Genomic DNA, 26,073 nt, shown 5'->3' with positions numbered 1-26,073 from the left:
AAACCGATAGGGTATTTATAAGGCTTTTCAATTAGCCCGATTAATATTTGTATTCATAAGTATGCAGATAATGAAGAGTTTTAATGGAGTCTGTATTGGTTATAATTTTATGCAGTCTGGATTCTCATTAAAAATTATTACGTAAGTTTGGAAGTAGATGAAGATTATAAACCGAATAAAAAGCATCATTAGATAATCCGATAGGAATGGTAAAACAGGGCCTCTTTAAAAATAGAGAAGGGCATGATCAAGTATTTTGGTTTCCGGGTCGTTGGATAGGTGGCATCTCCATGATCGTTGCTCCGTTGGTTTTACTTACGGGAGTTTTACTCCGTATACAATTTCACTTTTTCTTTCCCCAACAACTTGAAGCTTTTGAACAGCATCCTGGTCTTATGGCTGCATCTTATAATTTCTTTGTAACGGGGAATATTCTTTTGTGGCCAGCCATTATTACACTGGCAAGGTATATTGGTATTCGAAAAAGTCAGTGGGCTTTGTGGGGAGGAACGCTTGTTATTTTTGGGTTATTTGCACGAACTTTTCATGCCGGGGTAGATCATTTTGCTTTTCAACTGGTGAGTTTACAAGGTTTGGAAATGGCAACGAAAACTGTAGCTGATTCTTACGGAGGCTTTCATATTGTATCGACACTGAATGGTGCTATCTTATTTGGATGGGTTGTTTTGGCAATCGGAGCTTATCTTTCGGGTGCGATGGGCCTGGTTCGCTCTATCGCATTTGCATGTATGTCGCCTTTGATGCTTGGCGTGTTGAAGGGTAGCTCAATTGTTTCGGTTATTGCTACTTTGGGACTTTGTATTGCTTTAGTGCCGATGGGTTTTCAGGTTTTAAAAGATGGCCCTGCTTTAAGTTATAAAACAATTGGAAGCTGGTTATTGCTGATAGCTGCTGTTATTATTTTACTGTTCTTTCTTGGACAAGCAGGTTAAGTATTAATTACAGTCGATCATTCCTTCAGGGTAGATTAGAGGACTAAGATAGGGTATATCAAGATTAGAGCCTCTTAAAATAAACCATGCACCCATGATTAGAAACATGGCAGGTAGCCAGGCGGAGAGTTTGAATGGTATTATCTTTTTGATATAATTTCCTGAAATGCCGGTCAATAGCATGAGAGGTAAGGTGCCTAGGCCGAATAGGAGCATGAATTTTCCCCCTGCTAATGTATTGCCTGTATTTAGTGCAGTTGCTAATGCAATATAAACCATACCACATGGTAAGAAACCGTTTAATATGCCTGCAAAGAAATTGCCACCAGGTTTATATAACCAATAGCCGATTTTCTTAAATAATGGTGCGAAAAGCCTTTGTTGTATCTTAATTAATTTAGCAGAGTTTGAATGGTTACTGAAAATAGTAAAGAGCCCGACAGTCAATAGAAAACCTCCTGTTATAATACTTAGACCTTGTTGCCATCCCTTGTATTCTGCTCCTATAGATATGAAGCCAATGATCATTCCTAAAGCAGCATAGGTTAGCACTCTTCCTAATTGGTAAATAGTGCGGTTAAGGATGATCTGGCTATGGCTTTTTTCTGCTGAAGGGAGTGCAAGTAGGAGTGGACCACACATTGCGACACAATGTAAGCTGCCAAGAAGACCCATAAAGAATGCTAAATAGTTGATGCTCATGGTATAAATATATCTTTTTCAAATAGGAAAAGGTTGTTATTGTGTTCCCAATTTATTCGAATTTTCCATTCTCCACTTGAAAGAATATCAGTTGAAAATTTTAATACTTTGTCTTCGGTAGAGAATGGTATTTGTTGATCTAAGGAAGAATTGGATGTACGTTGCAGGTTAAGGATTCCTTTGTTCCCTGTTTCAGTGAAAGTGATTTCTAAGTAATTATCTTTCGTACTGATTGTTGGTTCGGCCTTTAATTCCTGAACGTTCGTTTTCTGGTTATAAGTAGAATCATAGTTTATCCCTTTTTCATAATAGTTATCCTCAATCAATGTATCTTGATCTTGCGATACCATATAAATCCCCGTTCCTATGGCTGTTGCCATAAAAATCAATAATGTTATAAAAATCTTTGTTCCCCAGTTCATCTTAGTCTGTTGGTGGTGATATAAAGGTAGTTTTTAAAGTTTCTACTGTTTTCCCTTCAGAAACTACATCGATCTTAATGTCAGTTTTATAGTCGTGTATGTTTTTTGATTCAGAAATAAGGAAAAAACTAAACTGTGCCGTTTCATCTTTTGCCAGAACATCACGTGAATTTACCAGTTTAATCGTGAAGTTCTTATCCATTGATTCAAGTTTAAACGGAAGTTCGTTGCCCGATTTGTTAATAAGCTCCAGATTATAGAGATTGCTTACGGTACCATCTGTATTAATTTGATAGCTTGTTCCTTTGGCTCTCAATAAAGTCCCTCCCACGGTAGTTCTTGAAAAAATAAGCCATCCAAAAACAACTAAAAGTAAAGCTAATACAATGGAGTAGGCTATAATGCGGGAGTTGTTCTTTTCGTTAGTGTTTTCCTCAATTTGCTTTGAAGAATAAAAGCCAATTAACCTTGGAGGTTTGTTTATTTTCTCCATAACATCATCACAGGCATCAATACAGGCTGTACAGTTTACGCATTCGAGCTGCAGACCATCGCGGATATCGATACCAGTTGGACAAACCTGAACACAGAGGTTGCAATCAACACAGTCGCCTGATTCTGAATGTTGATTGTCTTTCTTTTTTATATGTCCGCGAGGTTCACCACGTTGGTAATTATAGGCAACTACTAAACTTTGATCATCCAATAACACTCCTTGTAAGCGTCCGTAAGGGCAAATTGTAGTGCAGACGATTTCTCTAACATATGCAAACACGCCATAAAACATCAAGGTAAATATGATTATGGAGGCTAAGCCTCCAAGGTGCTGCGTAATGGGATCAGTTATGATTTGATAGAGATGATCGACTCCAATTACATAAGATAGAAAGAGATTTGAGATCAGAAATGAGATTGCTAGAAAGATAATGTGTTTAAGCGTTTTCTTAGCTATTTTATCAGATGTATTCGGTCCATTATTTAGCTTTCGCTGCTGATTTGCATCTCCTTCAATCCAATACTCAACTTTTCTGAAGATCAATTCCATGAAAATAGTTTGCGGACAGGCCCAACCACACCATATCCGTCCATAGATGACGGTAAATAAGACAATAAATACCATGAAGACAAGCATTCCGAAAACAAATATATGCAGGTCTTGTGGCCAGAAAACGGTACCAAAAACAACAAATTTTCTATCTATAATGTCAAAGAGAAGGAATTGCTCGCCGTTTACTTTGATAAAAGGCATCGCTATAAAAATAGCCAATAATGAATAGCCAAACCAATGACGATATTTTAAAAGTTGACCGTGTGGCTTCTTTGCGTAAATAGGCCTTGGTATTTTTGCAGATATGGTTGGTTTGTATTCTGTTGCTGCCATTTTATTTAGATTTTAACCTCTTCAGTATTTGTTGGCTCTTCTGTAGCGGTGGTTTCTTTCTTATCCCCCTCAGGGTCTTTTGGATTGTCCGGGTTGGTTCCTGCAAGGGATAGGATAAAATTTGAAACTTGAGCAATCTGTACCGGAGTTAGGTTGGCTTCCCATGGTACCATTCCTTTTTCAGGAACTCCATATTTGACTGTTCTGAATATTTCTCCAACTTCACCACCGTGCAGCCAGTATTCGTCAGCAAGGTTAGGTCCTATTAATCCTTCTCCTAGGTTTCCATGGCACATTCCGCAGTTCTGTAAGAATATTTCTTGTCCGGCAGCCACAAACTCAGGACTTAAATCCAATGTGACTGAATTTTCATCTATGTTACTGCCGGAGCTTTCCAGAAATTCTATTCGCTGCTTTTCACCTGCTTGCATCGCTGCCTGGTATTCTTCGTCTTGTGTCATTCCCCAGCCAAATACGTGGTATACTAACAGGTAACCAATTGCAAAAACAATTGAAGAATAGAATAATGCATTGAACCACATCGGAATGGGATTGTCAAGTTCTCTGATGCCATCATATTCATGATCTATCATGATCTCTTCCTCTTTATCTAGCGGATTTAAACCCCAGATTTTATTCCATCTTTCTTTACGTTGTAATTTCTTATTAGTACTGGGGATTGTCGATGCTTTTTCTTCCTGTTCCAGCTCAGGCATTGTTACTTTTATAATGGTTTTTAATGCCTTTAAAATAATGATTGAAGCAATCAATAAGGTGAGGAAAAGAACAATCGTTACAATGAATAAATAGGTAGAAGGGATGTTAATTGTTTCCATATTTTAGAGATTTTCAGTATCCATTTTGTTTATTTCATTATCCTCTTCTAAAGGCATTTGGCTCATTTGCTCTGCATAATCTTTTTTCATTCGGAACAACATGATTCCTACTATAATGAAAAAGGCTAAAAACATTAATAAGGAGAATATTAGATATCGTTCGTCACCGTTTAGGTTTGTGATTTGTTTAAACATAATTCTTTATTATTTCTTATCGATCGTTTCTGTTTATTTCGTATCCGCGTTTACTTTTATATCCGTTCCTAAGCGTTGCAGATAGGCGATTAGCGCAATTATTTCTTTATCACTATCGGTTTTAACCTGATTGGCTTCTAAATCTTTTACAATTAGGTCGGCTTGTCTGCGTGCTTCTTCAATAGATTTATCTGCATAATCTGTTGTATAAGGAACCCCAAGTATGGTTAATGCTCTGATTTTTCCAGGAGTGGAGGCATAGTCTAGGTCTTGTGTAAGTAACCATGGATAGGCCGGCATAATGCTTCCCGGAGAAGTAATCGTTGGATCCAGCATATGGTCATAATGCCACTTGTTTGGATACTTTTGTCCTATGCGATGCAAGTCAGGTCCGGTTCTTTTAGATCCCCACAGATAAGTATAATCATAAACATATTCTCCTGCTTTGCTGTATTCTCCATAGCGAGCCGTTTCTGAGCGGAAAGGTCTGATCATTTGAGTGTGGCATCCCATACATCCTTCACGTATATAAATGTCTCGTCCTTGAATTTCAAGTGGAGTATAAGGCTTAACGCTTGCTATGGTTGGAACGTTGGAGGATATCATAAAAGTTGGCATCATCTCTACCATTCCGCCAATGAGTATGGCAATAAGAGCTAAAACCATAAATAGTACCGGTTTGCGCTCTAAACGACGGTGTATTCCTCTTTCTTTAACAATGGTTGGCTCTAAAGACATTGCCTCAGCATATTCATTAGCTATCAGTTTGCCTTGTTTCATGGTTTTAACAAGGTTAAAAGCCATTATGATAACACCGCTTAAATATAAGGCACCACCAACGGCGCGCATCATATACATTGGAAGGATTTGCAATACGGTAGTTAGGAAGTTGCCATATTTTAAGGTTCCTTCAGGTGTGAATTCTTTCCACATTAGACCCTGTACAACAGCCGCCCAATAGAGAGGTATGGCATAAAACAGGATTCCTAAAGTTCCTAACCAAAAGTGAATTGATGATAGTTTTTTAGAGTAGAGTGTAGTATTGTAGATTCTTGGTATTAACCAATAAAGGATACCGAAGACCATAAAGCCATTCCAACCTAAAGCTCCTACGTGGACGTGGGCAACAATCCAGTCAGTAAAGTGAGCAATGGCATTTACCTGTTTGAGGGCAAGCATTGGGCCTTCGAAAGTTGCCATTCCATAACAGGTGAGCGCTACTACCATGAACTTTAGCATGGGTTCGGATCTAACTTTATCCCAGGCTCCCCTTAAGGTTAATAATCCGTTGATCATTCCTCCCCAGCTAGGTGCAATAAGCATGATTGAAAATACAACACCTAAATTTTGAACCCATTCGGGTAAAGCTGTATAAAGTAAATGGTGTGGACCTGCCCAGATATAAATAAATATTAATGACCAGAAGTGCAAAATACTTAGTTTGTAAGAGTATATCGGACGGTTGGCCATTTTTGGTAGGAAATAGTACATCATTCCTAAGAAAGGAGTTGTAAGAAAAAATGCTACTGCATTATGGCCGTACCACCATTGTACTAATGCATCTTGAACTCCGGCATATATGTAATAACTTTTCCATCCGCTAACCGGTAATTGAACTGAGTTGACAATATAAAGAACCGCAACTGTTACAAAGGTTGCAATGTAGAACCAGATTGCAACATACATATGTCGTTCTCTCCGTTTAATGATGGTTCCAAACATATTAATTCCAAAAATCACCCATACGACTACTACTGCAATATCAATTGGCCACTCCATTTCTGCATATTCATGCGAGGAAGTGAATCCCATTGCTAAAGTTATTATGGAGGCTACAATGATTGACTGCCATCCCCAAAAATGAACCTTACTTAGAAAGTCGCTGTACATTCTTGCCTTTAAAAGACGTTGCATGGAATAGTACACACTCATGAAGATTGCATTTCCTACAAAGGCAAAAATGACCCCATTGGTATGTATCGGTCTGATTCTACCAAAGGTTGTATACTGGGTTTCAAAATTCATAAATGGCCAGAATAGTTGTATGGCAGCCAATAAGCCAACAGTCATACCTGTGATACCCCAGACAAGAGTGGCAATGCCAAAATTTCTTACAATTTTGTTGTCATAGGAGAATTTTTCTATCTGCATAATTTTCAATTAAATAGTTTTTTGGATGATTTTATGATTCTGTAAAAATATTGCTAATAGTTAAATGACAATGTGATGATAATTGAGTATAAAAGTGATAGATATCACTTATTAATCATTTAACTGTGGTACAGGATTCTTCGTCAGAAGATTTTGGTTCTTCGTCATCAAACAGGATTCTGATGGCAGGCGTGTGAGTGTCATCGTGTTGTCCGGTTTTATTGGCCCAGATGAATGCACCTAAGAAAACTAATGCGATAAAGACACTGCAACCGATAAGAAAGTAGATCATTTCCATATTAACTGCTTTTTAATTTATTTTTTCTAGCGTAGATATGTGTGGTAATGCTTGTAAACGATATAATGGTAATGGTGCTGAGAGGCATTAAAATAGCTGCAAATAGAGGAGACATGGTACCCTGTATTGCGAAGAATAATCCGATTACATTATAGGAGAGCGAAATAATGAAGCTGAAATAGATTACTTTCATGGCATCTTGAGCAAATGTCAGAAATTGCGGTAGCTTGTTTAATGAACTTCCTTCCAATATTGCGTCACATCCTGGTGAGAAGCTATTGATATCATCACTTATTGCGATTCCAAAGTTGGCCTGTTTTAAAGCGCCGGCATCGTTTAATCCGTCTCCAATCATGCAAACTATTTTATTGGATGATTGCAAGTTCTGTATGTAGTTAAGTTTTTCTTGCGGTAATTGATTGAAGCGCATGTTACTTGTCGGAAAAACCTCTTGCAATACTTCTCTATCCTTGTCCTGGTCGCCAGAGATTAGGTGCAAGTCATAGGTAGTTTTAAGATCTGATATGAGCGTGCTTAGATCCTTTCTCCAGGGTTGGAGGATAGAAAAATAACCTTTTATTTCATTGTCTATTGCTACATAAACCCTGCTTCCCGCGTCTGCTTCGGTTTTAGCTTTTGTAAAATTAGCGCTTCCTATTTTTATAGAGTTCCCATTAACATTTGCTTGTATTCCCTTTCCGGGGATTTCCTGATAGTTTTGTATGCTTTTGAGGGTGTCTAGTTTAAGCCAATTGACAATTTGGATACTTAAAGGATGGCTGGAATTTCTACAAATAGATGCGATTGCTTGTAGTTCTGATTCTTTTAGGTCACCTTTAAATTGTATATGTTGTGATTTTGGGGAAGTTATGGTTCCTGTTTTATCAAAAACGAGAGAATCTATTTTTGCTAACTGCTCTATTGCTCCTGTATTTTTAATGAAGAAACGATTTTTATCAAAAATACTTAGAGCTGCTGAAAGTGTGAACGGTGAGCTAAGTGCCAATGCACAAGGACATGCTATTATTAAAACTGCTGTAAATGCTGCCCATGCCTTATCTGTATTGCTATTAAAAAGCCAGAAGATAGCAGCTGAAGTTGCGATCGCGAGTAATACTATTGTGAAATATTTACTAATACTATTGCTGAATGTTTGAAATTTGCGCTTGTACTGTTTGTAGTTCTCGTTGTTCCATAAGTTGGTAAGATAGCTTTGTGAGACAGATTTAACTATTTCCAATTCAATTGCTTCACCCAGCTGGCGGCCACCGGCATAGATAATTTCTCCCAATGTCTTTTTTACCGGGTTTGACTCTCCGGTAACGAAGCTGAAATCTATTGCAGCCTTTCCTTTAAGCAGGATCGCATCTGCAGGGATAATTTCATTATTTCTGATGAGTATTCTTTCTCCGACTTCAAGATCAGCGATGGCTTTTGGCTGTTCTTTTTTGTTTTGAATTGAGGTAACAGCAACAGGGAAATAGGATCGATAATCTCTTTCAAATGATAGGTGATAGAAGGTGCGGTTTTGTATCCACTTTCCGATTAATATAAAGAATACCAATCCGCATAGAGTATCGGAGAATCCAGGTCCGCTTTTAGCTATTATTTCAACTGCAGATCTTAAAAACAAGATGAAAATTCCGAGTGCAAGGGGTACATCCAGGTTTACTTGTTTTAATTTTAAACTATTGTAGGCTGATATAAAATAATCTTTTGCACTGTATAGTAATACTGGTAATGCGAAACTTAGATTCAGCCAATTGAATAATGTAGCGTACTCTTTGTCGATTGCTCCAAAGCCAAAATATTCGGGTAAACTGAACAACATGACATTCCCAAAGCAGAACCCTGCTACCGCGATTTTTCTAACTAATGAGTTTTGATTGACCGTTTTCTGCTTTTTTACAACATCTTGTAAGGTAATTATCGGTTCATAGCCAATGGCTATTAATAGTTCAATGAGTTCTTTTAAACTTATCTCTGAATGTTTGAATTTGATTGCTGCCTGTTTCTTTGTAAAATCGATTCGGGATTGTACGATGGAGGCATTTAATTTATAGAGATTTTCTAACAACCAGATACATGAACTGCAATGAATGGCAGGGATGTATACAGTGATGTGTGTGTATTCGTTGTCTTGAAAGTCAATGAGTTTTTGAGCTATTTTAGGCTCATTCAGATATTCAAGATGTTCTGCTTTTTTATCTTGAGCTTTACCAGGGTGGTCGTTATATTTATAATAATTTTTTAAATTATTGGTACTTAAGATGGTGTAAACACTTTGGCAGCCTAAGCAGCAAAATTCATGATTATCTTCTTGAAAAAGATCAGAATAAACGGGATCTCCACAATGGAAACAATAAATTTTTTCGCTGATTGCTTTGTTCTGCATTTCTTAAATAGCGTTACTGAAGATGTTGGTGCCGGGTTGTTTGGCTCGTAGCCGCTGATCGAATGGCATGCAGATATTTCTTAAGAAGGATTTTCCCAAGGGAGTTATCTCAAGTCCATTGGCTTTTAAAATTATGAGTCCATCATCGGATAGAGATGTAAGTTCATTGATATTATCAGGTGTGTTGGAGGCTTCCCAACTGGTTCTTCCTTCACACATAATATTAAGAATATGTTTTCTGAATACTAGATCTTCGGTGTTGTGAATATGTCCTTTAAGGAGTGGTAATTTATTTTGTGCTAACAGAGAGCGATATTCTTCTACACTTTTAACGTTTTGTGCAAATGCATTCCATGAGTCGCTGATAGATGAGACTCCTAACCCAATCATTAGAGGAGAAAATCGATCTGTATATCCCATAAAGTTTCGGTGTAGAGTTTCATTTTCGAAAGCCTTAAACAAAGCATCGCCCGGCAGAGCAAAATGATCCATTCCAATGTCTTCATAGCCGGCTTCCAAGATCATCTGTTTTCCAAGTTCATATAACTGAAGTTTCTCTTCATCTTTGGGTAAATCTTTTTCGTCGTAATGTCTTTGCCCTGGTTGTAACCAAGGGACATGTGCATAACTGTAAAAAGATATTCGATCAGGTTTAAGAGCAATGACTTTATTGACAGTGTTTTCTACAGTTGCTAGAGTTTGTTTAGGTAAACCATAAATTAAGTCGAAATTTATGGAAGAGTAACCGAGTTGTTGTGCCTGATTCATTACTCTGAAAATATCCTCTTCGCTTTGCTTTCTGTTGATGATAAATTGTACTAGCGGATCAAAATCCTGAACACCCAAGCTTAATCTTCTGAATCCTAATGAAAAGAGCGTTTTTAAGTGTTCTATTGTAGTGTTTGCAGGATGTGCTTCAAAGGAGAATTCAGCTCTTGGGCTTATCTTTAGGTCTGCTAATAATGTTGTTATCAGGAATTTTAAGTTCTCCGGAGTGAAAAAAGTAGGTGTTCCGCCTCCTAAATGAATATCACCGATTGTTATACCCTTACCCAGATGTTGTTTATAAAGGTCCCATTCTTTTAAAACGTCTTGAATATAAGGTAACTCGACATCGTGGTTTTTAGTTATACGTTTATTGCAACCACAATAAGTACATAGACTTTCGCAAAAGGGCAGATGTATATAAAGGCTGATGCCTTCTGAAGATTCTTTGTGTGTAATTTTTACCTTTTCTATCCATTGATCCTCATTCCATTTCTCAGTATCCCAAAACGGAACTGTAGGATAGCTGGTATATCTTGGGACGGGAACGTTGTATTTTCGAATTAACTCTTTTTGTGTTAGTGACATGGAAGAGAAGTTGAATAATGAATATTTGCAATAAACTTATTATGTAAAGAGAATCATTATTAAGTACTTAAATTATGACGGTCGTCACAATAAAAGGTAATAATTAGCTTTCAGCTTTCTCTTTCGGTTTTTCTTATTAAGACTTGATTTAAAGTTCTTTTACATGTGGTGATATATCATTTTAATAATACATTTGTAAATGGGGGTTAGAAGCTGTTATTGCATCTTTATATCTTATATGAAATATTATATTCCAATTTTTTGATCAACCGTTCTGGTTCTATGGAAAGTGCAAAATTACTTAAGGCTGTTATTGAGAATTCTAATGAAGGTATCATCACAATTGATGATTCTGGAATTGTAGAAACAATTAATCCTAGTGCATTAAGACTATTCGATTATACTGCTGAAGAAGTAATAGGTAACAATATCAGTATGTTGATGCCTGAACCTTATAAGAGCCAACACGACGATTATATAAATAGATATCTAAGTACCGGTAAAAAGAAAATTATTGGTATAGGGAGGGAGGTGCTTGGACAGAAGAAGAATGGATCTACTTTTCCTTTTTGGCTTTCTATAAGTGAGGTAAATTATGAGAACAGAAAAATATTTACCGGTTTTGTTCAAGATTTAAGTAAACAAAAGGAAGCGGAAGAAATGCTTCGTTTATATACGGAAGAACTGGAAGAGGTTATTCGGGAAAGAACAGCAGATCTTCACACGATGGTTAAGAGGTTGGAGGATGCCAAAGATAATGTAACTAAATCGCTCCAAAAGGAAAAAGATTTAAATCGCCTCAAATCGCAGTTTGTATCCATGGCTTCTCATGAGTTTAGGACTCCGCTTGGTTCTGTACAGCTTTCTGCTTCATTGATAAATAAATATGCTGAGAAGCATGATATTGAGGGAGTGTATAAACATACTTTGAAAATCAGAAACTCGGTTGATCTTCTTACTAGTATTTTAAATGATTTCTTATCGCTTGATCGTTTAGAGGGAGGGGTAATTGAGCCTCATCCAAAGAGTTTCAATATTGTTAAATTCTCTGAAGAAATAATAGAAGAGATGCAGTCAATGACTAAGCAAAACCAGAACATTGTTTATCAGCATACAGGAAATGTTGGAACTGTTTATCTTGACCCTCATTTGCTAAAGAATGCTATAATCAATTTGATTTCGAACGCCATAAAATATTCAGGTGAGAATACATTTATAGAATTTAATACATACATATCGAATGATAAGTGTATTGTAGAGGTAAAGGATGATGGAATAGGTATTCCTGAAGCCGACCAAAAGCATTTGTTAGAACCATTTTTTAGAGCTAATAATACGGGTAAGATACCAGGAACTGGTTTGGGGTTAAATATCGTTAAACAATACGCTCATTTAATGAACGGTGAAATTTCCTGGATAAGTAAACTTGATGAAGGCACAACTTTCATTTTAATTTTTAAGCAATAAACTTCATGTGATGCAGAATAGTAATAGTAATAAAACGGTTTTAGTTATTGAAGATCATGACGATATACGGGAAAGTATTGTTGAGATCTTAGAAATGGCAGGTTATCATGTTTTGAGTGCATCTGAAGGAAAATCAGGCTTTGAGTTAGCTTTGAAATACTTGCCTAATATTATACTATGTGATATTATGATGCCCATATTGGATGGTTATGGGGTCTTATATCTTCTAGGAAAACATGAAGAAACGGCAAATATACCGTTGATTTTTTTAACTGCTAAGGCTGAACGTGCAGATATACGAAAAGCAATGGAAATGGGAGCTGATGATTATCTTATTAAGCCATTTAATGATATGGAGCTTTTGAATGCAATTGAATCGCGTCTTCGGAAGCATAGTAATAAGAGAAATATATCGATTTTATCATCGTCTTTACCAGAGGATCTTGAATCTTTGCTTGAAGAGCTTATTAGTTTGGGAAGAAAGAAGACTTATAAAAAGAAACAAAACATTTTTCAGGAGCTGGATGTACCACTCTATTTATATAGAGTTAATTCGGGTAAGGTAAGAAGTTTTTTATTTTATGAGGATGGCCGGGAATTAACAACAGGTATTTATTCGGAGGGCGAGTTTTTTGGTTATGAAGCGATTCTATTGGACAAGAAGCGATTCGACAATATTGAAACATTGGAAGAAACAGAACTGACATTGGTTAATAAAGCAGATCTTGAGAATTTAATGCATAAAAGACATGCATTAAATATGAAGTTTATTCAGTTATTAACGCATAAAAATCAATTGAAAAATGAGAGGCTCTTGAGTTTTGCGTATAATTCGGTTAGAAAGAGAATTGCTGAAGCCATTGTAAGTTATGCAGAGAAATTTAAGAAAGACGTTCAGGATAATACATGTGTTATTCGAATATCGCGCGATGATCTTGCTTCTATGGCGGGTACAGCAAATGAAACTGTTAGCCGGACTCTTGCTGATTTTAAGGAAGAAAAATTATTGACTAAGGAAGGTAACTCAATACATATTATGGATATAGAGGCTTTAAAGGCCATTACCTAATAAATATGATTTAAATCATATTTTAGCTTGAGAGATTTCATTCTAATTGGATTTGTTTGGCGTATTATTGGTTGAATGAAAGCTATCGCCTATAATATAAGGAAACAAGAAAAGGAGTATTTGGTTAAGGCTAATGCTAAAAAGCATGAACTGACTTTTATTTCTAATGAATTGAATGATGATACTGTTATTTATTCTTTTGACAAAGAAGCCTTAATCCTGTACACTGTAAATTCTCTGAGTCCTGAACTTCTTCTTAAACTGCAGGAATTTGGAGTCAAGCGAATTATTAGTCGGGCAGATAAACCGAGTAATGCAATAGTGCATCTAGCTCGTGGATATGGCATTTTCATTAATTATGTGCATAATAGCCTGACCGACGAAAAAAAGGCTCTTCAAATTATTAAGCAGCTTGATCGATTGTTAGATGCCAGCTTTTAGAGATTTTATTCAAGTTTGTTTTGAGCTGATTTTTTATTTGCTCCAATATTAATAATACTAACTCCCAGTAGCATCAGCAATGTAATTCCCAGAAGTATTTCATTGATATAAGGAACTCTATAATATCCCATAGCTGCAAGACCTTGCATCATTAGCATAAGTTCATTTAGAATAATTCCAATCAGAAATAAAACTATTCCTGTGCATGTTAATTTTAACGCTTTTAGGTAGCCTTTATAGAATAGATATCCTAAGAGAAAAAGTGTAACTATTCCTAAAAAGACCAAATGTAGATAGCCAATTACTATGGGTCTGTACCCAAAAGCCATATTATTTAGGGAAGGAATTGTAGAGCCGGCCTGAAGAATTACTTTGATTGAGAACGCTAGGGCCGAACATCCTAAGAGCAGTTTTGAAATTTTTGGCAGATTCTGAGTGAATACTTGAAATTGTTTTTGAATTTGCAAGAAAAACCAAATCCACCCAGTTATTAGAATTGCTGCAGATATGACTACAATTATGTAGATCCAGAGTGGTAACGACAACCATAAAACGGATAGAAAATATGCTGGAATGCATGCGACTGCATATACCCAGAAAAATTTATGAAGTCCTTTTATTTGGATGTTTTTGTTTGCCAATATTTCGATTAATAACCCTAAACAGGCAAATGTGAACCATCCATTGTATTGAAAATGTAGATAGAAGTAGGTTGTTGCCTGTTGTAATTTAATATTTATCGTGTGGGTAGCCATTATATAGGCTAGCATGGCTATTCCCAGGGAAGATAATATAGAAAAAACAATAGCAGCCTTAAACCAGATAAAGCTCGGGCTTTGTAATGGAGCTCTCCTCATATCTTTCCAGAGTTGTATTCCAAAATAGTAAATTATCAAAATGGAGAGCGTTGAAAGAATAATAGATACGACACCATAGCCTTGCAGTAGGAAAGAAACTAACATTCCGTAGGAAACAACCAAGTTGGCGAAAAGAATGAAGTTGTATTTTTTGAAATGGGTTTTTCCTATTATAGAAGAAACGGAAGATGCAAGCAGAACCATCAGAAGTTGTGTCAGCCAGCCACTTAATGCAAAGTGTGAATGACTATGCTGTAGGTGTTTTTGGTTGATGATTGGTAAAGAGAAGCTGATTTTATAGCGTAATAGTACGCCCAATATTGCAACAAATAGTAAACTGCATAAAGTAATTGTAACCCATTTTTTTATATTCATAATCTATGTATTTATTTCTGAAATAGAAATTTTATAATTCAACTATTTCTTTTTTGTAAATATAGTCTATATGAAAATTGATTTTATGATAAAATAATTGCTTTTTAATGACAATTATCATATTTTTAAAACATAGGAATTCTACTTTTGTTCTTACATAAATCACTTAGCAAATAATCTCATGAAAAAACTACTTTATTTAAGCGCAGCGGCCTTGTTTGTTATTGGCTGTACAAATAGTTCTACCGAAGAGGGAACTACCGATACTACTGCAACTACTAATGATGCTGTTCAAACTGAAACTTTACAGGAACAATATAATGAAACTGTCGGCACCGGAAAATATAATGAAACAAACTTTACGGTTTCACCTACCGTGGATGCTGAGCTAGCGAAAAAAGGTGATGCTATTTATGGAGCAAAATGTCAGAGTTGTCATAAAACTACCGACGAAAGATTGGTAGGTCCAGGCTTCAAAGGTGTTTCAGGACGCAGGACTCCTGTTTGGATTATGAATTTCTTAACCAATACAGATGAAATGATTGACGTAGACCCAGCTATGCAAGAAGAACTTGAAATATGTATGGTTAGAATGCCTGATCAAGCATTGGCAGAAGTTGATGCACATGCTATGGTTGAATTCTTTCGTGAAAACGATGGTGTAAAATAGTTAAGTATAAATGATGTATATTTGAATGTGCTGGTTCTTAAACAATTTGTTTAGTGACATTCGTCATAATTTATATAGTCAAATGAAGATACTTTTGATGTACAGTAGGAAAAGAATACTGTGTTTTAGTAATATAAATAAATAGCTATGAAGACTATGAAAGTTAATCGACTGTTTGTAATGTTAAAAAGAATTAGACCATTGATGTATTTAGCACTTTTGGGCATATTGGTGTCTTGTGGTCAGGGTGGAGGCTCAAAAACATCTGTTATAGACGCAACCTTTGAAGGTGAGGGAGACGATTTTGAGCGTGTTAAACAAGAGATGGTTATGCCTCCATTGGTACCTGTGCATGACCAAGTTGCTAAAGGTGGTCCAAAGATCGTTGAAGTAACCCTTGAAATACAGGAAAAAAAATGGGAAGTTGCTCCCGGTGATTCAGTTTGGGCACTAACTTTTAATGGATCAGTTCCTGGACCTTTAATTGTTGTTCATCAAGATGATTATGTTGAATTGACATTGAAGAATCCAGCAACAAATTCCATGATGCATAATATAGATTTCCATGCAGCTACAGGTCATATGGGAGGGGGAGATATTTCAGAGGTTAATCCTGGAGAAGAGGTGGTTTTCCGCTTTAAGGCTACCAGAGCAGGTGTTTTTGTGTATCACTGTGCACCAGGTGGAATGATGACTCCAATGCACGTTACTTCAGGAATGAATGGAGCCATTATGGTTTTACCAAGAGAAGGATTGAAGGATGAAAAAGGAAACTTGGTAGAATATGATAAAGCACTTTATATTGTTGAACAAGACTTCTACCTTCCTAAGAATGCAGACGGTTCATTTATGAATCTTGCTACTGCTAATGAAAGTATGAATGAAATGGCTAATTCTATTAAAACGTTAATACCAACGCATATAGTGTTTAATGGCAAGAAAAATTCCTTGACCGGAAAGAATTCTCCTGTTGTAAATGTAGGCGATAAGGTTTTATTGATTAGCGCTCAAGCGAATCGAGATACCCGATTACATTTAATTGGAGGACACTCTGATCTGTTCTGGCCAGGAGGGAAATTTAATAATACTCCTTATACAGATTTTGAAACTTGGCATATTCCAGGTGGATCAGCAGCAGCCGCACTCTATCGGTTCAGAGAACCAGGAACATATGCATTTGTAAACCATAACTTGATTGAAGCAATTGCTTTCGGAGCTATTGCAACTATTAAGGCCGAAGGTGAATGGGATAATTCTTTAATGAAAGAGATAGAAAAAGCTGGCCCTATTAAATAAATCAGAATGAATTTTACAACTGCTGAAGAAGCTGTTAAGTTAATCCAATCTAACCATCGTGTTTTTATCCATTCAGCTGCCGCAACGCCTAAAGAATTGGTGAATGCAATGGCAAAGAGAAGTGGAGAACTTAATAACGTTAGAATTTATAGCATGCATACGGAGTGGGATGCTCCGTATGCTAATAAAGAACATGCATCGGCATTTGAAATAAATGCCTTTTTTGTAGGTTCTAATATCCGAAAGGCTGTTAACGAAGGAAGAGCGAGCTATGTTCCAATGTTCTTAAGTGAGATACCAAAAGCATTTCGCAGTGGATTGGTTCCTTTGGATGTTGCATTGATAAGCGTTTCTCCTCCGGATAATAATGGTTATTGTACCCTTGGGGTATCATGCGATATTTCAAGAGCCGCAGTGGAGAAAGCATCGATTATTATTGCAGAGATAAACCCAAATATGCCACGTGCTATCGGCGACGGAGTTTTACATATTTCTAATTTTACTGCAACAGTTGAGGTAGATTATCCAATATTTGCTCAAAAACTTAAAGAACCTTCTCCTACAGAATTAGCTATTGGTGAGAATGTTGCTTCATTGGTTGAAGATGGAGCAACTCTTCAGATGGGGATTGGTGGTATTCCGAATGCTGTTCTTAGATGTTTAACCAACCATAAAGATTTAGGAATACATACAGAAATGTTCTCTGATGGGGTAATTGATCTGGTTGAGAAAGGTGTTATTAACAATAGACTTAAAAAGATTCATCCGGGAGCAATTGTGTCGAGCTTTGTTATTGGATCAAAGAGACTTTATGATTTTGTTGATAATAACCTTCTTGTAAGAATGCTGGATATTGAATATGTAAATGATCCGGTTACGATTTCAAAGAATCCGAAGGTTACTGCTATTAACAGCGCAATAGAAGTAGATATCTTTGGACAGGTATGTGCAGATTCTATAGGAACCAGGCAATATAGCGGAGTAGGCGGTCAAGTAGATTTTATGCGTGGCGCAGCACTTTCTAAAGGTGGAAAACCCATTATTGCAATTCCTTCAGTGACTAATAAGGGAATTTCAAGGATCGTTTCGCTCCTGAAACCGGGAGCATCTGTTGTCACGACCCGGGCTCATGTACATTATGTTGTTACTGAATATGGTATTGCATATTTGCATGGGAAAAACTTGAGAGCACGTGGTGAAGAATTAATTAAGATTGCTCATCCTGATCATCAGGAGCATTTAGAAAGAGAAGCGTTTTCTATTTTCAAGCCGATTTAAGAAAACTATAATTATATAATATCCCTAAGTTATACGTTGGTGCGTGTGGCTTAGGGATTACTTTTTTTTATGATATTCATCATATTTTAACTCTATAATATTAGGTCAATTTACATTTGTGAATTTAAACATAATATTATGAATCATACATTCCATATCCCAGTACTAGGTCTCGCTTTCTCGATTGATACTCCAGTGAAAGTTGCTCGTTACGGTATCTCATCTGTTGTTTCAATTGTGGATGATATTTTGATTGAACGGATGCGCCAATTTTATGCTAAGAAAATCGATGAGGATTTTGTGCCAATTTCTTCCAAGGTGCCTGATTTTCGTGCAAAGCGGATTACTGCCTATTTGAATTTGCTTAAACAAATAGTTGATAAACAATTTGACTTGTTAAAATGCTCTGAATTTAGTCCCGGTTCAGAGATTTCTAAATATTTTGAACTTCTACCTGATCGCTCCTTATTAAAGAAATTATACAATGAAATGCTGCTGCTTTCTGATATTAATACGAAGAAGAATGTGCAGACTGAATTGAGAAAGCAACTTTATTGTGGTTCCATTGATGTAAATATTATGTCTAAGGTCGATAAAATGAACTTTAGTTCAGAGGGAGATAATTTGGGTGATCAATTTACTGATGCTATAGCTGCACTCCGTGGGTTTGCACAAAGTGATCTTAACTCTTCGCTTATTCTTTCGGCAGGAATGAATCCAAGATTATATAGTTCATTAGAAGATTTTTATGATTTCTATCCAACTTATAATCAGAGTTTTAAAAAGCAGATTATTCTTAAAGTGAGTGATTTTCGGTCAGCTTTTATTCAGGCAAAGTTTTTGGCAAAGAAGGGTTTATGGATATCTGAGTTTCGAATAGAATCTGGTTTGAACTGTGGAGGACATGCTTTTGCTACAGAAGGATATCTTTTGGGCCCAATATTGGAAGAGTTTAAGCAAAGACGGGAAGAGATGGCTGATTCCCTTTTTGAAATATATCAGAATGCATTGAAGACAAAAGAGCTGGCTGTCGATCAAATACCAACTCAAAGGTTAACAGTTCAGGGCGGAATAGGTACTGCTGATGAGGATAGATTTTTAGTTGATTATTATAAGTTGGATGGAACGGGTTGGGGTAGTCCATTTCTTTTAGTCCCTGAAGCAACGAACGTTGATGATGGAACATTGGAGTCTTTAGAGTTTGCTACTCAGGATGATTTTTATATCAGTGGTTCTTCTCCTTTGGGAATCCCTTTTAATAATTTCAGGAAAAGTTCTGCAGAAGAGTTGAGGTTGGAGCGCATTAAAAAAGGGAGACCCGGAAGCCCATGCAAAAAGAAATTCCTTGTTTCTAATACTGAATTTACTGAACAACCAATCTGTACCGCTTCTCGAGAATTTCAGAACCTGAAAATAAAGCAATTGGAAACTGCGAATTTACCTGAGCAAGAGTTCAAGAAACAATTTGATTTAATTACAGAGAAGGTTTGTTTGTGTGAAGGATTAGCTACTTCTGCATATATTAAAAATAATATTTTAGAGCCAAAGGAGAGAACAGCTGTAGCCATTTGTCCAGGTCCTAATCTTGCATATTTTTCTGGCAGATTTACTTTAGAACAGATGATTAAGCATATCTATGGTAAAGTAAACTTATTGAATGATATTGAGCGTCCAAATTTATTCATTAATGAATTGAAGCTTTATGTGGAGTATCTGAATAAAGAGATTGATATGCAGGTGGAGCAGTTGAATGAAAAGAAGCGAAAATACTTACTTAAGTTTAAGGAGCAATTGCAGAATGGGATAAACTACTATAAAGAACTGATTCCAAATTTATATAATGAAAAGGAAATTTATCGTAATAAAATGTTGAACGACTTGCTAAAGTTTGAACATAAGTTAGCTACAGAAATATTCATTTAACATGTAGGTAATCTGCTGTTTATCTCTAATTTTCTATCACTTAAAAATATGATTTAACGCATATATTGTATATAAACCTCTGGTTAGATTTGATTAATAATTCTTTGAACTATAAATAAGTACAATTAGAAAATTTAATCCTAAACCGTATGTTTAATTCAACAAAAAAGATGTTTGCCTTAGCATCTGCTCTGGCAATTCTGACAGGACTAAATTCCTGTAAACCCAAAACGGCGGGGACGGCCGTAAGTGCAGGTGCCGCAGAAAAAGTGTATGTGGCACCGGGAGAATATGACGAGTATTATGGTTTTGTTTCCGGAGGATTTAGCGGCCAGTTAGCAGTATATGGATATCCTTCGGCCCGCTTGTTAAAAGTCCTTCCGGTTTTTTCGGTAGATCCTGAAAAGGGTTATGGATATTCCGAAGAAACGATACCATTGTTAAATACTTCACATGGATTTGTTCCATGGGATGATTTGCATCACCTTCAAATCTCTCAAACGGACGGTATCATGGATGGAAGATGGGTTTTTGCGAATGCGAACAATACTCCTCGTGTTGCCAGGATTGATCTTACAACTTTTAAAACGGTTGAAATTATAGAAATTCCTAATAGTGCAGGTAATCACTCCTCACCTTTTATAACAGAAAATACAGAATATGTTGTAGCTGGTACCCGTTTCAGTGTTCCTGATGATGGTGTTGAATATCCCATTCATACCTATAAAGAGAACTTTAAAGGTTCGATCAGTTTTATAAGTGTAGATAAAACAACTGGAAATATGGATATCGCTTTTCAATTGGAAGTTCCTGCACTTAATTTTGATCTTAGTCATTCAGGAAAAGGCCCAAGTAGCGGCTGGTTCTTCTTCTCTACTTACAACACCGAAAAGGCATATACTCAGCTTGAAGTCAATGCTTCTCAAAATGACAAAGATTTTATTATGGCAGTAAACTGGAAAAAGGCAGAGGAATTGATTAAGGCAGGAAAGGGAATAAAGAAAACAGTGAAATATGCACATAATAAGTATAATGAAGAAACACATACAGCTTCATCTGAAATTAAAACTGAAATCTTAACGTTAACACCGGATATGCTAAGAGAGATATGCTACTTTATCCCTTGTCCAAAATCTCCTCATGGAACTGATGTTGACCCTTCAGGTGAGTACATAGTAGGTAGTGGTAAATTGGCTGCTTTGCTACCGGTCTTCGCTTTCTCGAAAATTCAAAAAGCCATTGATAATAAAGACTTCGATGGTCAGTACGATGGTTTTAATGTGCTTAAATATGAATCGGTATTATATGGTGAAGTTGAAAAACCAGGTTTAGGACCTTTACATACTGAGTTTGATGATAAAGGGAATGCATATACTTCATTCTTTCTTTCGTCAGAGATTGTGAAATGGAACTTAAAAGACCTTAAAATCATTGATCGTTCTCCTACCTTTTACTCTGTTGGGCACTTAACAATACCTGGTGGAGATACTCGGAAACCAAGTGGTAAATATGCAGTTGCATATAATAAAATCACAAAGGACCGCTATTTACCTACAGGTCCGGAATTGACACAAAGTGCACAACTCTATGATATTTCAGGCGATAAAATGCAGTTATTGCTTGATTTTCCAACAATTGGGGAGCCTCATTATAGTCAGATCATCCCAGCCGAAACGATTATGAAGAATTCAAAGAAGATTTATAATCTTGAGGAAAACAAACACCCCTATGTGACAAAGAATGAAGGTGATGCTCGCGTGGTACGAGACGGAAAAATAGTTCATGTATATATGGCAGCCATCCGTAGTCACCTAGCCCCGGATAACATTGAGGGAATTCATGTTGGTGATGAGGTTTATTTCCATTTTACCAACAGAGAGCAGGACTGGGATATCCCACACGGATTTGCTATAAAGGGAGCGAATACGGCTGAGCTTTTGGTTATGCCAGGAGAGACGCAAACATTGAAGTGGACTCCTAAACAAGCAGGCATCTGGCCTATGTATTGTACTGATTTCTGTAGTGCATTGCACCAAGAGATGTCTGGTTATATCCGTGTTTCACCAGCTGGTTCGAATACACCGATTCGTTATGGTTTAGGTGATACAGCACTAGGACCTGGTACAAAATAAAATTAAATCCGTTCATGTAATAAACCTCTTTTGTTTTAGGAGAGGTTTATTACTTCCAAAATAAAGCCCAATATCATGAAAGATGAAAGTGGCCATACACAAATCTCAATGATTACCAGGATCATCTCTATTCTATGTGGGATAGCTTTAATCATTGTGATTTTTGTGCCAATCTGGAGAATCCAACTTGATGCTCCACAATATCCTGAAGGCTTGGAGATGCAAATACATGCTAATAAACTGGCAGGTGATGTCGAAATTATTAATGGTCTGAACCATTATATAGGTATGCGTACTTTGCATAAAGATGATTTTGTCGAATTTACAGTTCTCCCCTATATTCTTGGTTTTTTTGCCATTTTTGGATTCATAACTGCTAAAGCAAAGAAAAAGAAATTGTTCTATTTATGGGCTATTGCTTTCTTTCTATTTGCAATTCTGGCAATGGTTGATTTTTATAATTGGGAGTATGAGTATGGTCATAATCTGGATCCTACAGCTGCCATAAAGGTGCCCGGACAAGCCTATCAGCCACCCTTGATTGGATTTAAGCAATTGCTGAACTTTGGAGCCTATTCTTTTCCTGCTATCGGAGGATGGCTTATGCTTCTAGTAGGCTTAGCTCTCTTAGGTTGCCTAATCTTCGAATTAAGAAATCACAAACCGTTTTTTAAATGCATGTTATGCGCTAAGAGAACAGCAGCTTCAATTTTGATTATACAGATTGTTTTTATTGGCTGCAGCTCTGGCCCTAAGCCTATACGCTTTGAAAGTGACAATTGTGATTTTTGTAAAATGACGATTAGTGATAACCGTTTCGGGGCGGAAATCGTGACCAAAAAAGGCAAAGTTTTTAAGTTTGATGACCTCCATTGTATTAAAGCTTTTTTAGAAGATGGTGAAATAGACACAAATGAAATAGGTGCTATTTATTTCGTCGATTTTTCTATAGCAGAAACTTTAATAGAAGCATCCAGAAGTTATTTTTTCCAAGCCGATCAAGTGAATAGTCCGATGGGTTCAAATACAGTTGCATTCGGTTCAAAAGACAGTCTGGAGACTTATCAAACGCGGTTTTCAGGGAAGGAGGTAACATGGGAAGAGTATCTAAAAAATTAGGCAGATACATATTGTTGCTGCTTTTTATTTTTTCAGCATCAGGTCTTTTAGCTAAGACATGGGTGGTGAATCCAAAAGGGACGATTAAAACAATTAAAGAAGCTGTTGATCTTGCTCGATCGGGTGATACGGTGATGATAAAGCCTGGTATTTACAAAGAACATGATATCATCATTACAAAAGCTATTTTTTTGAAGGGTCAAAATTTCCCGGTAATAGATGGACAGAATGCCCATCAGATTCTTACGGTTGAAAGTGATAATGTGATAATAGAGGGTATTGAATTTAGAAATTCCGGAAGCTCAAGCTATCTTGATATCTCAGCCTTAAAGATTTCAAAATCCAGAAACGTTACAGTAAGGAGTAACCGGTTCAAGGATAATTTTTTTGCTATTCACAGCATGGAATCTCCAAATGGGACATTGATTGGCAATGAGATATTATCCGGTGGTAGGAAAGGGATGAAATTTGCCAACGGCATCCATTGTTGGAAAACTTCTAATATGCGGATTGTCAATAATACGATTTCTGGTCATCGGGATGGAATCTATTTGGAATTCGTAACCCATTCCATCATTAAAGACAATAAAAGCATTGGTAATAAACGTTATGGTCTCCATTTTATGTTTTCTCACGACAATACCTACACACATAATCGGCTTTCAAAAAATGGTGCTGGTGTCGCGGTTATGTATTCGAATCGGGTTGTTATGAGACAAAATATATTTTCTGAGAATTGGGGGAATGCGGCTTATGGCATTTTATTGAAGGAAATAAATGATAGTATAATTGAAGATAACCGTTTTGAACGAAACACGACGGCAATTTTTGCAGAAAGTACAAACAGGATTCAAATGGAAAACAATCAGTTCATTAAAAATGGGTGGGCAATTCAGTTGCAATCAAGTGCAAGCGATATGAACATTGTTGGCAATAACTTCATGGGAAACACTTTTGATGTTTCCACGAATGGAAGACTCGCAAGCAATAAGTTTGATTCCAACTATTGGGACAAATATGAAGGTTATGACCTGAACAGGGATGGATCAGGTGATATTCCATATCATCCGGTAAGTTTTTATTCCATTATTATACAGAGAAATTCAGGTGCACTTATGCTATTCCGCAGCTTCCTTGTTAAATTGATGGATAAGGCAGAAAGCGTTCTTCCTTCATTAACGCCTGTAGATGTCTTAGATGGGAATCCGCAAATAAAGAAAATTAATCATGCACATAAATAAGTGTTTATTATGATACAAATTTCAAATCTGAAAAAGCGCTTTGGAAAATTTAACGTTTTAAAGAACATCAACCTAGATTTAAAGTCTGGGCAGGTTATCGCTTTAATAGGCCCAAATGGTTGTGGTAAAACAACCTTGATAAAAAGCATATTAGGGATGGTTATTCCAGATAATGGGGAAATTGTAGTACAAGGGAAGTCAATTAGCGGTCAATGGATGTATCGTGATAGTATCGGTTATATGCCTCAGCTCGGCAGGTATCCTGAAAACCTTTCTGTGGGTCAAATATTCAATATGATAAAGGATATTAGGTTTAAGCATGTGCAAATTTATGACGAGGACCTTTACCATTCATTTCGATTGGATGGGATATTGGATAAGAAAATGGGAGACCTTTCTGGTGGTACAAGACAAAAAGTAAGCGCACAACTAGCCTTTCTTTTTAATCCGCATACACTCATTTTGGATGAGCCTACAGCAGGGTTGGATCCTTTATCATCAGAGATACTAAAAGACAAAATCCTTAAGGAAAGGGAGAATGGAAAGTTAATTCTAATCACTTCTCATAATCTAAATGAACTAGATGAAATTGTAAATCAGATTATATATATGCAAGAAGGTAAGATTGTTTTGAATAAATCCTTGAAACAGTTGAAAATAGATACCGGGAAACTAAGGCTAACAGATGCTATTGCACAAATAATGAGAGAGGAGCTGGAATATGAATAAGGTTATCAAACACGTCGTTCTGGATATCTTAAGAAATAAGATAGTTGTGGCCTATACAATCTTCCTGTTTGTTTTTTCTATGGGATTGTTTCTGATGGAAGATAACCCTGAAAAAAGTTTGGCCAGTATACTCACAGTTAATCTCATCGCTATTCCGTTAATAAGCATGGTTTTTTCTGCTATATATATATACAATTCAGCTGAATTTATTGAGTTTTTAGCTGCCCAGCCAATTAAAAGGAAAACACTCTGGATTAGTATTTTTTCCGGACTTTCACTTTCCCTAGTATTGGCATTCCTATTAGGATGCGGTATCCCCATCTTGATTTTTTCGAATACTGCTACTGGATGGACCATGTTATTAATGGGCACGCTTTTATCAATAATATTTGTTGCAATTGCATTGCTGGCTTGTGTTTATACAAAGGACAAAGCTAGAGGTATCGGGACTTCTATTTTACTCTGGTTTTATTTTACAGTGGTATTTGATGGGATTGTTCTGTTTCTCTTGTTTCAGCTCATGGACTATCCATTAGAAAATATCCTTGTTGGTTTTAGTATACTAAACCCGATCGATTTGGCTCGTATTCTTATTCTTTTAAAAATGGATATTTCAGCATTAATGGGAGCCTCTAGCGCTGTTTTTAAATTAATATTTGGTGGTAGTTGGGGAATGCTGATAGCGACGTTTATTATGCTATTGTGGATTGCTGTGCCACTTTTTCTATCCTTGAACAAGTTTTACCGGAAGGATTTGTGATTTAAGAATCACAATCCTGAAAATAAATAA

The 26,073-nt window shown here is 36.4% G+C and carries 23 protein-coding genes; 13 read left to right on the top strand and 10 right to left on the bottom strand.

Translation table 11 applies throughout. The features are described from left to right. Positions 1–206 precede the first annotated feature (206 nt). Positions 207–953 (top strand): hypothetical protein, encoded by a 747-nt coding sequence (locus C8N28_RS04860; RefSeq protein WP_221410190.1) that lies wholly within the window; start codon positions 207–209, stop codon positions 951–953. Positions 954–956: 3 nt separating this feature from the next. Here C8N28_RS04860 and C8N28_RS04855 read toward each other — a convergent pair whose 3' ends face one another. From C8N28_RS04855 to hemN, 9 genes are all read right to left on the bottom strand, one after another. Then, positions 957–1,655, bottom strand: coding sequence for a sulfite exporter TauE/SafE family protein (locus tag C8N28_RS04855; protein WP_132222055.1), 699 nt, complete (start codon positions 1,653–1,655; stop codon positions 957–959). Further along, positions 1,652–2,077, bottom strand: a complete 426-nt coding sequence (locus C8N28_RS04850) for a FixH family protein (RefSeq protein WP_132222053.1) — start codon at positions 2,075–2,077, stop codon at positions 1,652–1,654. Before C8N28_RS04850 ends, C8N28_RS04855 begins: the two co-directional genes overlap by 4 nt. A gap of 1 nt (position 2,078) precedes the next feature. Then, positions 2,079–3,458, bottom strand: a complete 1,380-nt coding sequence (gene ccoG / locus C8N28_RS04845) for a cytochrome c oxidase accessory protein CcoG (RefSeq protein ID WP_132222051.1) — start codon at positions 3,456–3,458, stop codon at positions 2,079–2,081. 5 nt (positions 3,459–3,463) lie between these two features. Continuing rightward, the gene (locus C8N28_RS04840; protein WP_132222049.1) at positions 3,464–4,294 is read right to left on the bottom strand and encodes a cbb3-type cytochrome c oxidase N-terminal domain-containing protein; all 831 of its coding nucleotides are present in this window, start codon (positions 4,292–4,294) and stop codon (positions 3,464–3,466) included. Positions 4,295–4,297: 3 nt separating this feature from the next. Continuing rightward, positions 4,298–4,489: a hypothetical protein gene (locus C8N28_RS04835; protein WP_132222047.1), complete on the bottom strand. Its 192-nt coding sequence runs from the start codon at positions 4,487–4,489 to the stop codon at positions 4,298–4,300. 33 nt (positions 4,490–4,522) lie between these two features. Then, complete coding sequence (gene ccoN / locus C8N28_RS04830) at positions 4,523–6,640, bottom strand: cytochrome-c oxidase, cbb3-type subunit I (RefSeq protein WP_132222045.1); 2,118 nt, start codon at positions 6,638–6,640, stop codon at positions 4,523–4,525. A gap of 115 nt (positions 6,641–6,755) precedes the next feature. Beyond that, positions 6,756–6,932 carry a cbb3-type cytochrome oxidase assembly protein CcoS gene (ccoS, locus tag C8N28_RS04825; RefSeq protein WP_394345260.1) on the bottom strand — a complete coding sequence of 59 codons (177 nt, stop codon included), beginning with the start codon at positions 6,930–6,932 and terminating at the stop codon, positions 6,756–6,758. A 7-nt stretch (positions 6,933–6,939) separates the two neighbouring features. Then, positions 6,940–9,333, bottom strand: a complete 2,394-nt coding sequence (locus C8N28_RS04820; protein ID WP_132222041.1) for a heavy metal translocating P-type ATPase — start codon at positions 9,331–9,333, stop codon at positions 6,940–6,942. A 3-nt stretch (positions 9,334–9,336) separates the two neighbouring features. Continuing rightward, the gene (gene hemN, locus C8N28_RS04815) at positions 9,337–10,686 is read right to left on the bottom strand and encodes an oxygen-independent coproporphyrinogen III oxidase (RefSeq protein WP_132222039.1); all 1,350 of its coding nucleotides are present in this window, start codon (positions 10,684–10,686) and stop codon (positions 9,337–9,339) included. Positions 10,687–10,968: 282 nt separating this feature from the next. On the opposite strand from hemN, the gene C8N28_RS04810 reads away from it, so the two are divergent. The 3 genes from C8N28_RS04810 (at position 10,969) to C8N28_RS04800 (ending at position 13,663) form a co-directional block, all read left to right on the top strand. Further along, positions 10,969–12,153: a PAS domain-containing sensor histidine kinase gene (locus C8N28_RS04810; protein ID WP_132222037.1), complete on the top strand. Its 1,185-nt coding sequence runs from the start codon at positions 10,969–10,971 to the stop codon at positions 12,151–12,153. Between the two features lie 10 nt (positions 12,154–12,163). After that, positions 12,164–13,222 (top strand): response regulator, encoded by a 1,059-nt coding sequence (locus tag C8N28_RS04805; protein WP_132222035.1) that lies wholly within the window; start codon positions 12,164–12,166, stop codon positions 13,220–13,222. A 75-nt stretch (positions 13,223–13,297) separates the two neighbouring features. Further along, on the top strand, positions 13,298–13,663 hold the full coding sequence (locus C8N28_RS04800) for a Rossmann-fold NAD(P)-binding domain-containing protein (RefSeq protein ID WP_132222033.1): 366 nt from the start codon (positions 13,298–13,300) through the stop codon (positions 13,661–13,663). A 5-nt stretch (positions 13,664–13,668) separates the two neighbouring features. Here the strand turns inward: C8N28_RS04800 and C8N28_RS04795 are convergent, their stop codons facing one another. Then, complete coding sequence (locus C8N28_RS04795) at positions 13,669–14,895, bottom strand: hypothetical protein (protein WP_132222031.1); 1,227 nt, start codon at positions 14,893–14,895, stop codon at positions 13,669–13,671. A 181-nt stretch (positions 14,896–15,076) separates the two neighbouring features. Between C8N28_RS04795 and C8N28_RS04790 the strand changes: the two genes are divergently transcribed. The 9 genes from C8N28_RS04790 to C8N28_RS04750 all read left to right on the top strand — a co-directional run bounded on the left by C8N28_RS04790 (position 15,077) and on the right by C8N28_RS04750 (position 26,043). Beyond that, the gene (locus tag C8N28_RS04790; protein ID WP_132222029.1) at positions 15,077–15,565 is read left to right on the top strand and encodes a c-type cytochrome; all 489 of its coding nucleotides are present in this window, start codon (positions 15,077–15,079) and stop codon (positions 15,563–15,565) included. Between the two features lie 147 nt (positions 15,566–15,712). After that, positions 15,713–16,861, top strand: coding sequence for a copper-containing nitrite reductase (gene nirK / locus C8N28_RS04785; protein ID WP_221410189.1), 1,149 nt, complete (start codon positions 15,713–15,715; stop codon positions 16,859–16,861). A 6-nt stretch (positions 16,862–16,867) separates the two neighbouring features. Next, positions 16,868–18,139, top strand: a complete 1,272-nt coding sequence (locus C8N28_RS04780) for an acetyl-CoA hydrolase/transferase family protein (protein WP_132222027.1) — start codon at positions 16,868–16,870, stop codon at positions 18,137–18,139. Positions 18,140–18,277: 138 nt separating this feature from the next. Next, positions 18,278–20,062, top strand: coding sequence for a hypothetical protein (locus tag C8N28_RS04775; protein WP_132222025.1), 1,785 nt, complete (start codon positions 18,278–18,280; stop codon positions 20,060–20,062). 149 nt (positions 20,063–20,211) lie between these two features. Continuing rightward, positions 20,212–22,194: a Sec-dependent nitrous-oxide reductase gene (gene nosZ / locus C8N28_RS04770; RefSeq protein WP_246012750.1), complete on the top strand. Its 1,983-nt coding sequence runs from the start codon at positions 20,212–20,214 to the stop codon at positions 22,192–22,194. Positions 22,195–22,269: 75 nt separating this feature from the next. Next, positions 22,270–23,313: a nitrous oxide reductase accessory protein NosL gene (locus C8N28_RS04765; protein WP_246012749.1), complete on the top strand. Its 1,044-nt coding sequence runs from the start codon at positions 22,270–22,272 to the stop codon at positions 23,311–23,313. After that, positions 23,289–24,554: a nitrous oxide reductase family maturation protein NosD gene (nosD, locus tag C8N28_RS04760; protein WP_132222023.1), complete on the top strand. Its 1,266-nt coding sequence runs from the start codon at positions 23,289–23,291 to the stop codon at positions 24,552–24,554. The genes C8N28_RS04765 and nosD overlap by 25 nt, the downstream gene beginning before the upstream one ends. 9 nt (positions 24,555–24,563) lie before the next feature. Further along, positions 24,564–25,283 (top strand): ABC transporter ATP-binding protein, encoded by a 720-nt coding sequence (locus tag C8N28_RS04755; RefSeq protein WP_132222021.1) that lies wholly within the window; start codon positions 24,564–24,566, stop codon positions 25,281–25,283. Continuing rightward, entirely contained in the window at positions 25,276–26,043 is a 768-nt protein-coding gene (locus C8N28_RS04750; protein WP_132222019.1) for an ABC-2 transporter permease, read from the top strand. The genes C8N28_RS04755 and C8N28_RS04750 overlap by 8 nt, the downstream gene beginning before the upstream one ends. Positions 26,044–26,073 lie beyond the last annotated feature (30 nt).

Origin of the sequence: Albibacterium bauzanense, from assembly GCF_004339765.1 — a bacterium.
Lineage (GTDB): Bacteria > Bacteroidota > Bacteroidia > Sphingobacteriales > Sphingobacteriaceae > Albibacterium > Albibacterium bauzanense.
This window is presented reverse-complemented; position numbering and strand designations above follow the sequence as displayed.

Excerpts from the sequence above, each read along its gene's own strand:
- C8N28_RS04860 (WP_221410190.1), top strand. The coding sequence starts at position 207 with ATGGTAAAACAGGGCCTCTTTAAAAATAGAGAAGGGCATGATCAAGTA.
- C8N28_RS04855 (WP_132222055.1), bottom strand. The coding sequence starts at position 1,655 with ATGAGCATCAACTATTTAGCATTCTTTATGGGTCTTCTTGGCAGCTTA.
- C8N28_RS04850 (WP_132222053.1), bottom strand. The coding sequence starts at position 2,077 with ATGAACTGGGGAACAAAGATTTTTATAACATTATTGATTTTTATGGCA.
- ccoG (WP_132222051.1), bottom strand. The coding sequence starts at position 3,458 with ATGGCAGCAACAGAATACAAACCAACCATATCTGCAAAAATACCAAGG.
- C8N28_RS04840 (WP_132222049.1), bottom strand. The coding sequence starts at position 4,294 with ATGGAAACAATTAACATCCCTTCTACCTATTTATTCATTGTAACGATT.
- C8N28_RS04835 (WP_132222047.1), bottom strand. The coding sequence starts at position 4,489 with ATGTTTAAACAAATCACAAACCTAAACGGTGACGAACGATATCTAATA.
- ccoN (WP_132222045.1), bottom strand. The coding sequence starts at position 6,640 with ATGCAGATAGAAAAATTCTCCTATGACAACAAAATTGTAAGAAATTTT.
- ccoS (WP_394345260.1), bottom strand. The coding sequence starts at position 6,932 with ATGATCTACTTTCTTATCGGTTGCAGTGTCTTTATCGCATTAGTTTTC.
- C8N28_RS04820 (WP_132222041.1), bottom strand. The coding sequence starts at position 9,333 with ATGCAGAACAAAGCAATCAGCGAAAAAATTTATTGTTTCCATTGTGGA.
- hemN (WP_132222039.1), bottom strand. The coding sequence starts at position 10,686 with ATGTCACTAACACAAAAAGAGTTAATTCGAAAATACAACGTTCCCGTC.
- C8N28_RS04810 (WP_132222037.1), top strand. The coding sequence starts at position 10,969 with ATGGAAAGTGCAAAATTACTTAAGGCTGTTATTGAGAATTCTAATGAA.
- C8N28_RS04805 (WP_132222035.1), top strand. The coding sequence starts at position 12,164 with ATGCAGAATAGTAATAGTAATAAAACGGTTTTAGTTATTGAAGATCAT.
- C8N28_RS04800 (WP_132222033.1), top strand. The coding sequence starts at position 13,298 with ATGAAAGCTATCGCCTATAATATAAGGAAACAAGAAAAGGAGTATTTG.
- C8N28_RS04795 (WP_132222031.1), bottom strand. The coding sequence starts at position 14,895 with ATGAATATAAAAAAATGGGTTACAATTACTTTATGCAGTTTACTATTT.
- C8N28_RS04790 (WP_132222029.1), top strand. The coding sequence starts at position 15,077 with ATGAAAAAACTACTTTATTTAAGCGCAGCGGCCTTGTTTGTTATTGGC.
- nirK (WP_221410189.1), top strand. The coding sequence starts at position 15,713 with ATGAAGACTATGAAAGTTAATCGACTGTTTGTAATGTTAAAAAGAATT.
- C8N28_RS04780 (WP_132222027.1), top strand. The coding sequence starts at position 16,868 with ATGAATTTTACAACTGCTGAAGAAGCTGTTAAGTTAATCCAATCTAAC.
- C8N28_RS04775 (WP_132222025.1), top strand. The coding sequence starts at position 18,278 with ATGAATCATACATTCCATATCCCAGTACTAGGTCTCGCTTTCTCGATT.
- nosZ (WP_246012750.1), top strand. The coding sequence starts at position 20,212 with ATGTTTAATTCAACAAAAAAGATGTTTGCCTTAGCATCTGCTCTGGCA.
- C8N28_RS04765 (WP_246012749.1), top strand. The coding sequence starts at position 22,270 with ATGAAAGATGAAAGTGGCCATACACAAATCTCAATGATTACCAGGATC.
- nosD (WP_132222023.1), top strand. The coding sequence starts at position 23,289 with ATGGGAAGAGTATCTAAAAAATTAGGCAGATACATATTGTTGCTGCTT.
- C8N28_RS04755 (WP_132222021.1), top strand. The coding sequence starts at position 24,564 with ATGATACAAATTTCAAATCTGAAAAAGCGCTTTGGAAAATTTAACGTT.
- C8N28_RS04750 (WP_132222019.1), top strand. The coding sequence starts at position 25,276 with ATGAATAAGGTTATCAAACACGTCGTTCTGGATATCTTAAGAAATAAG.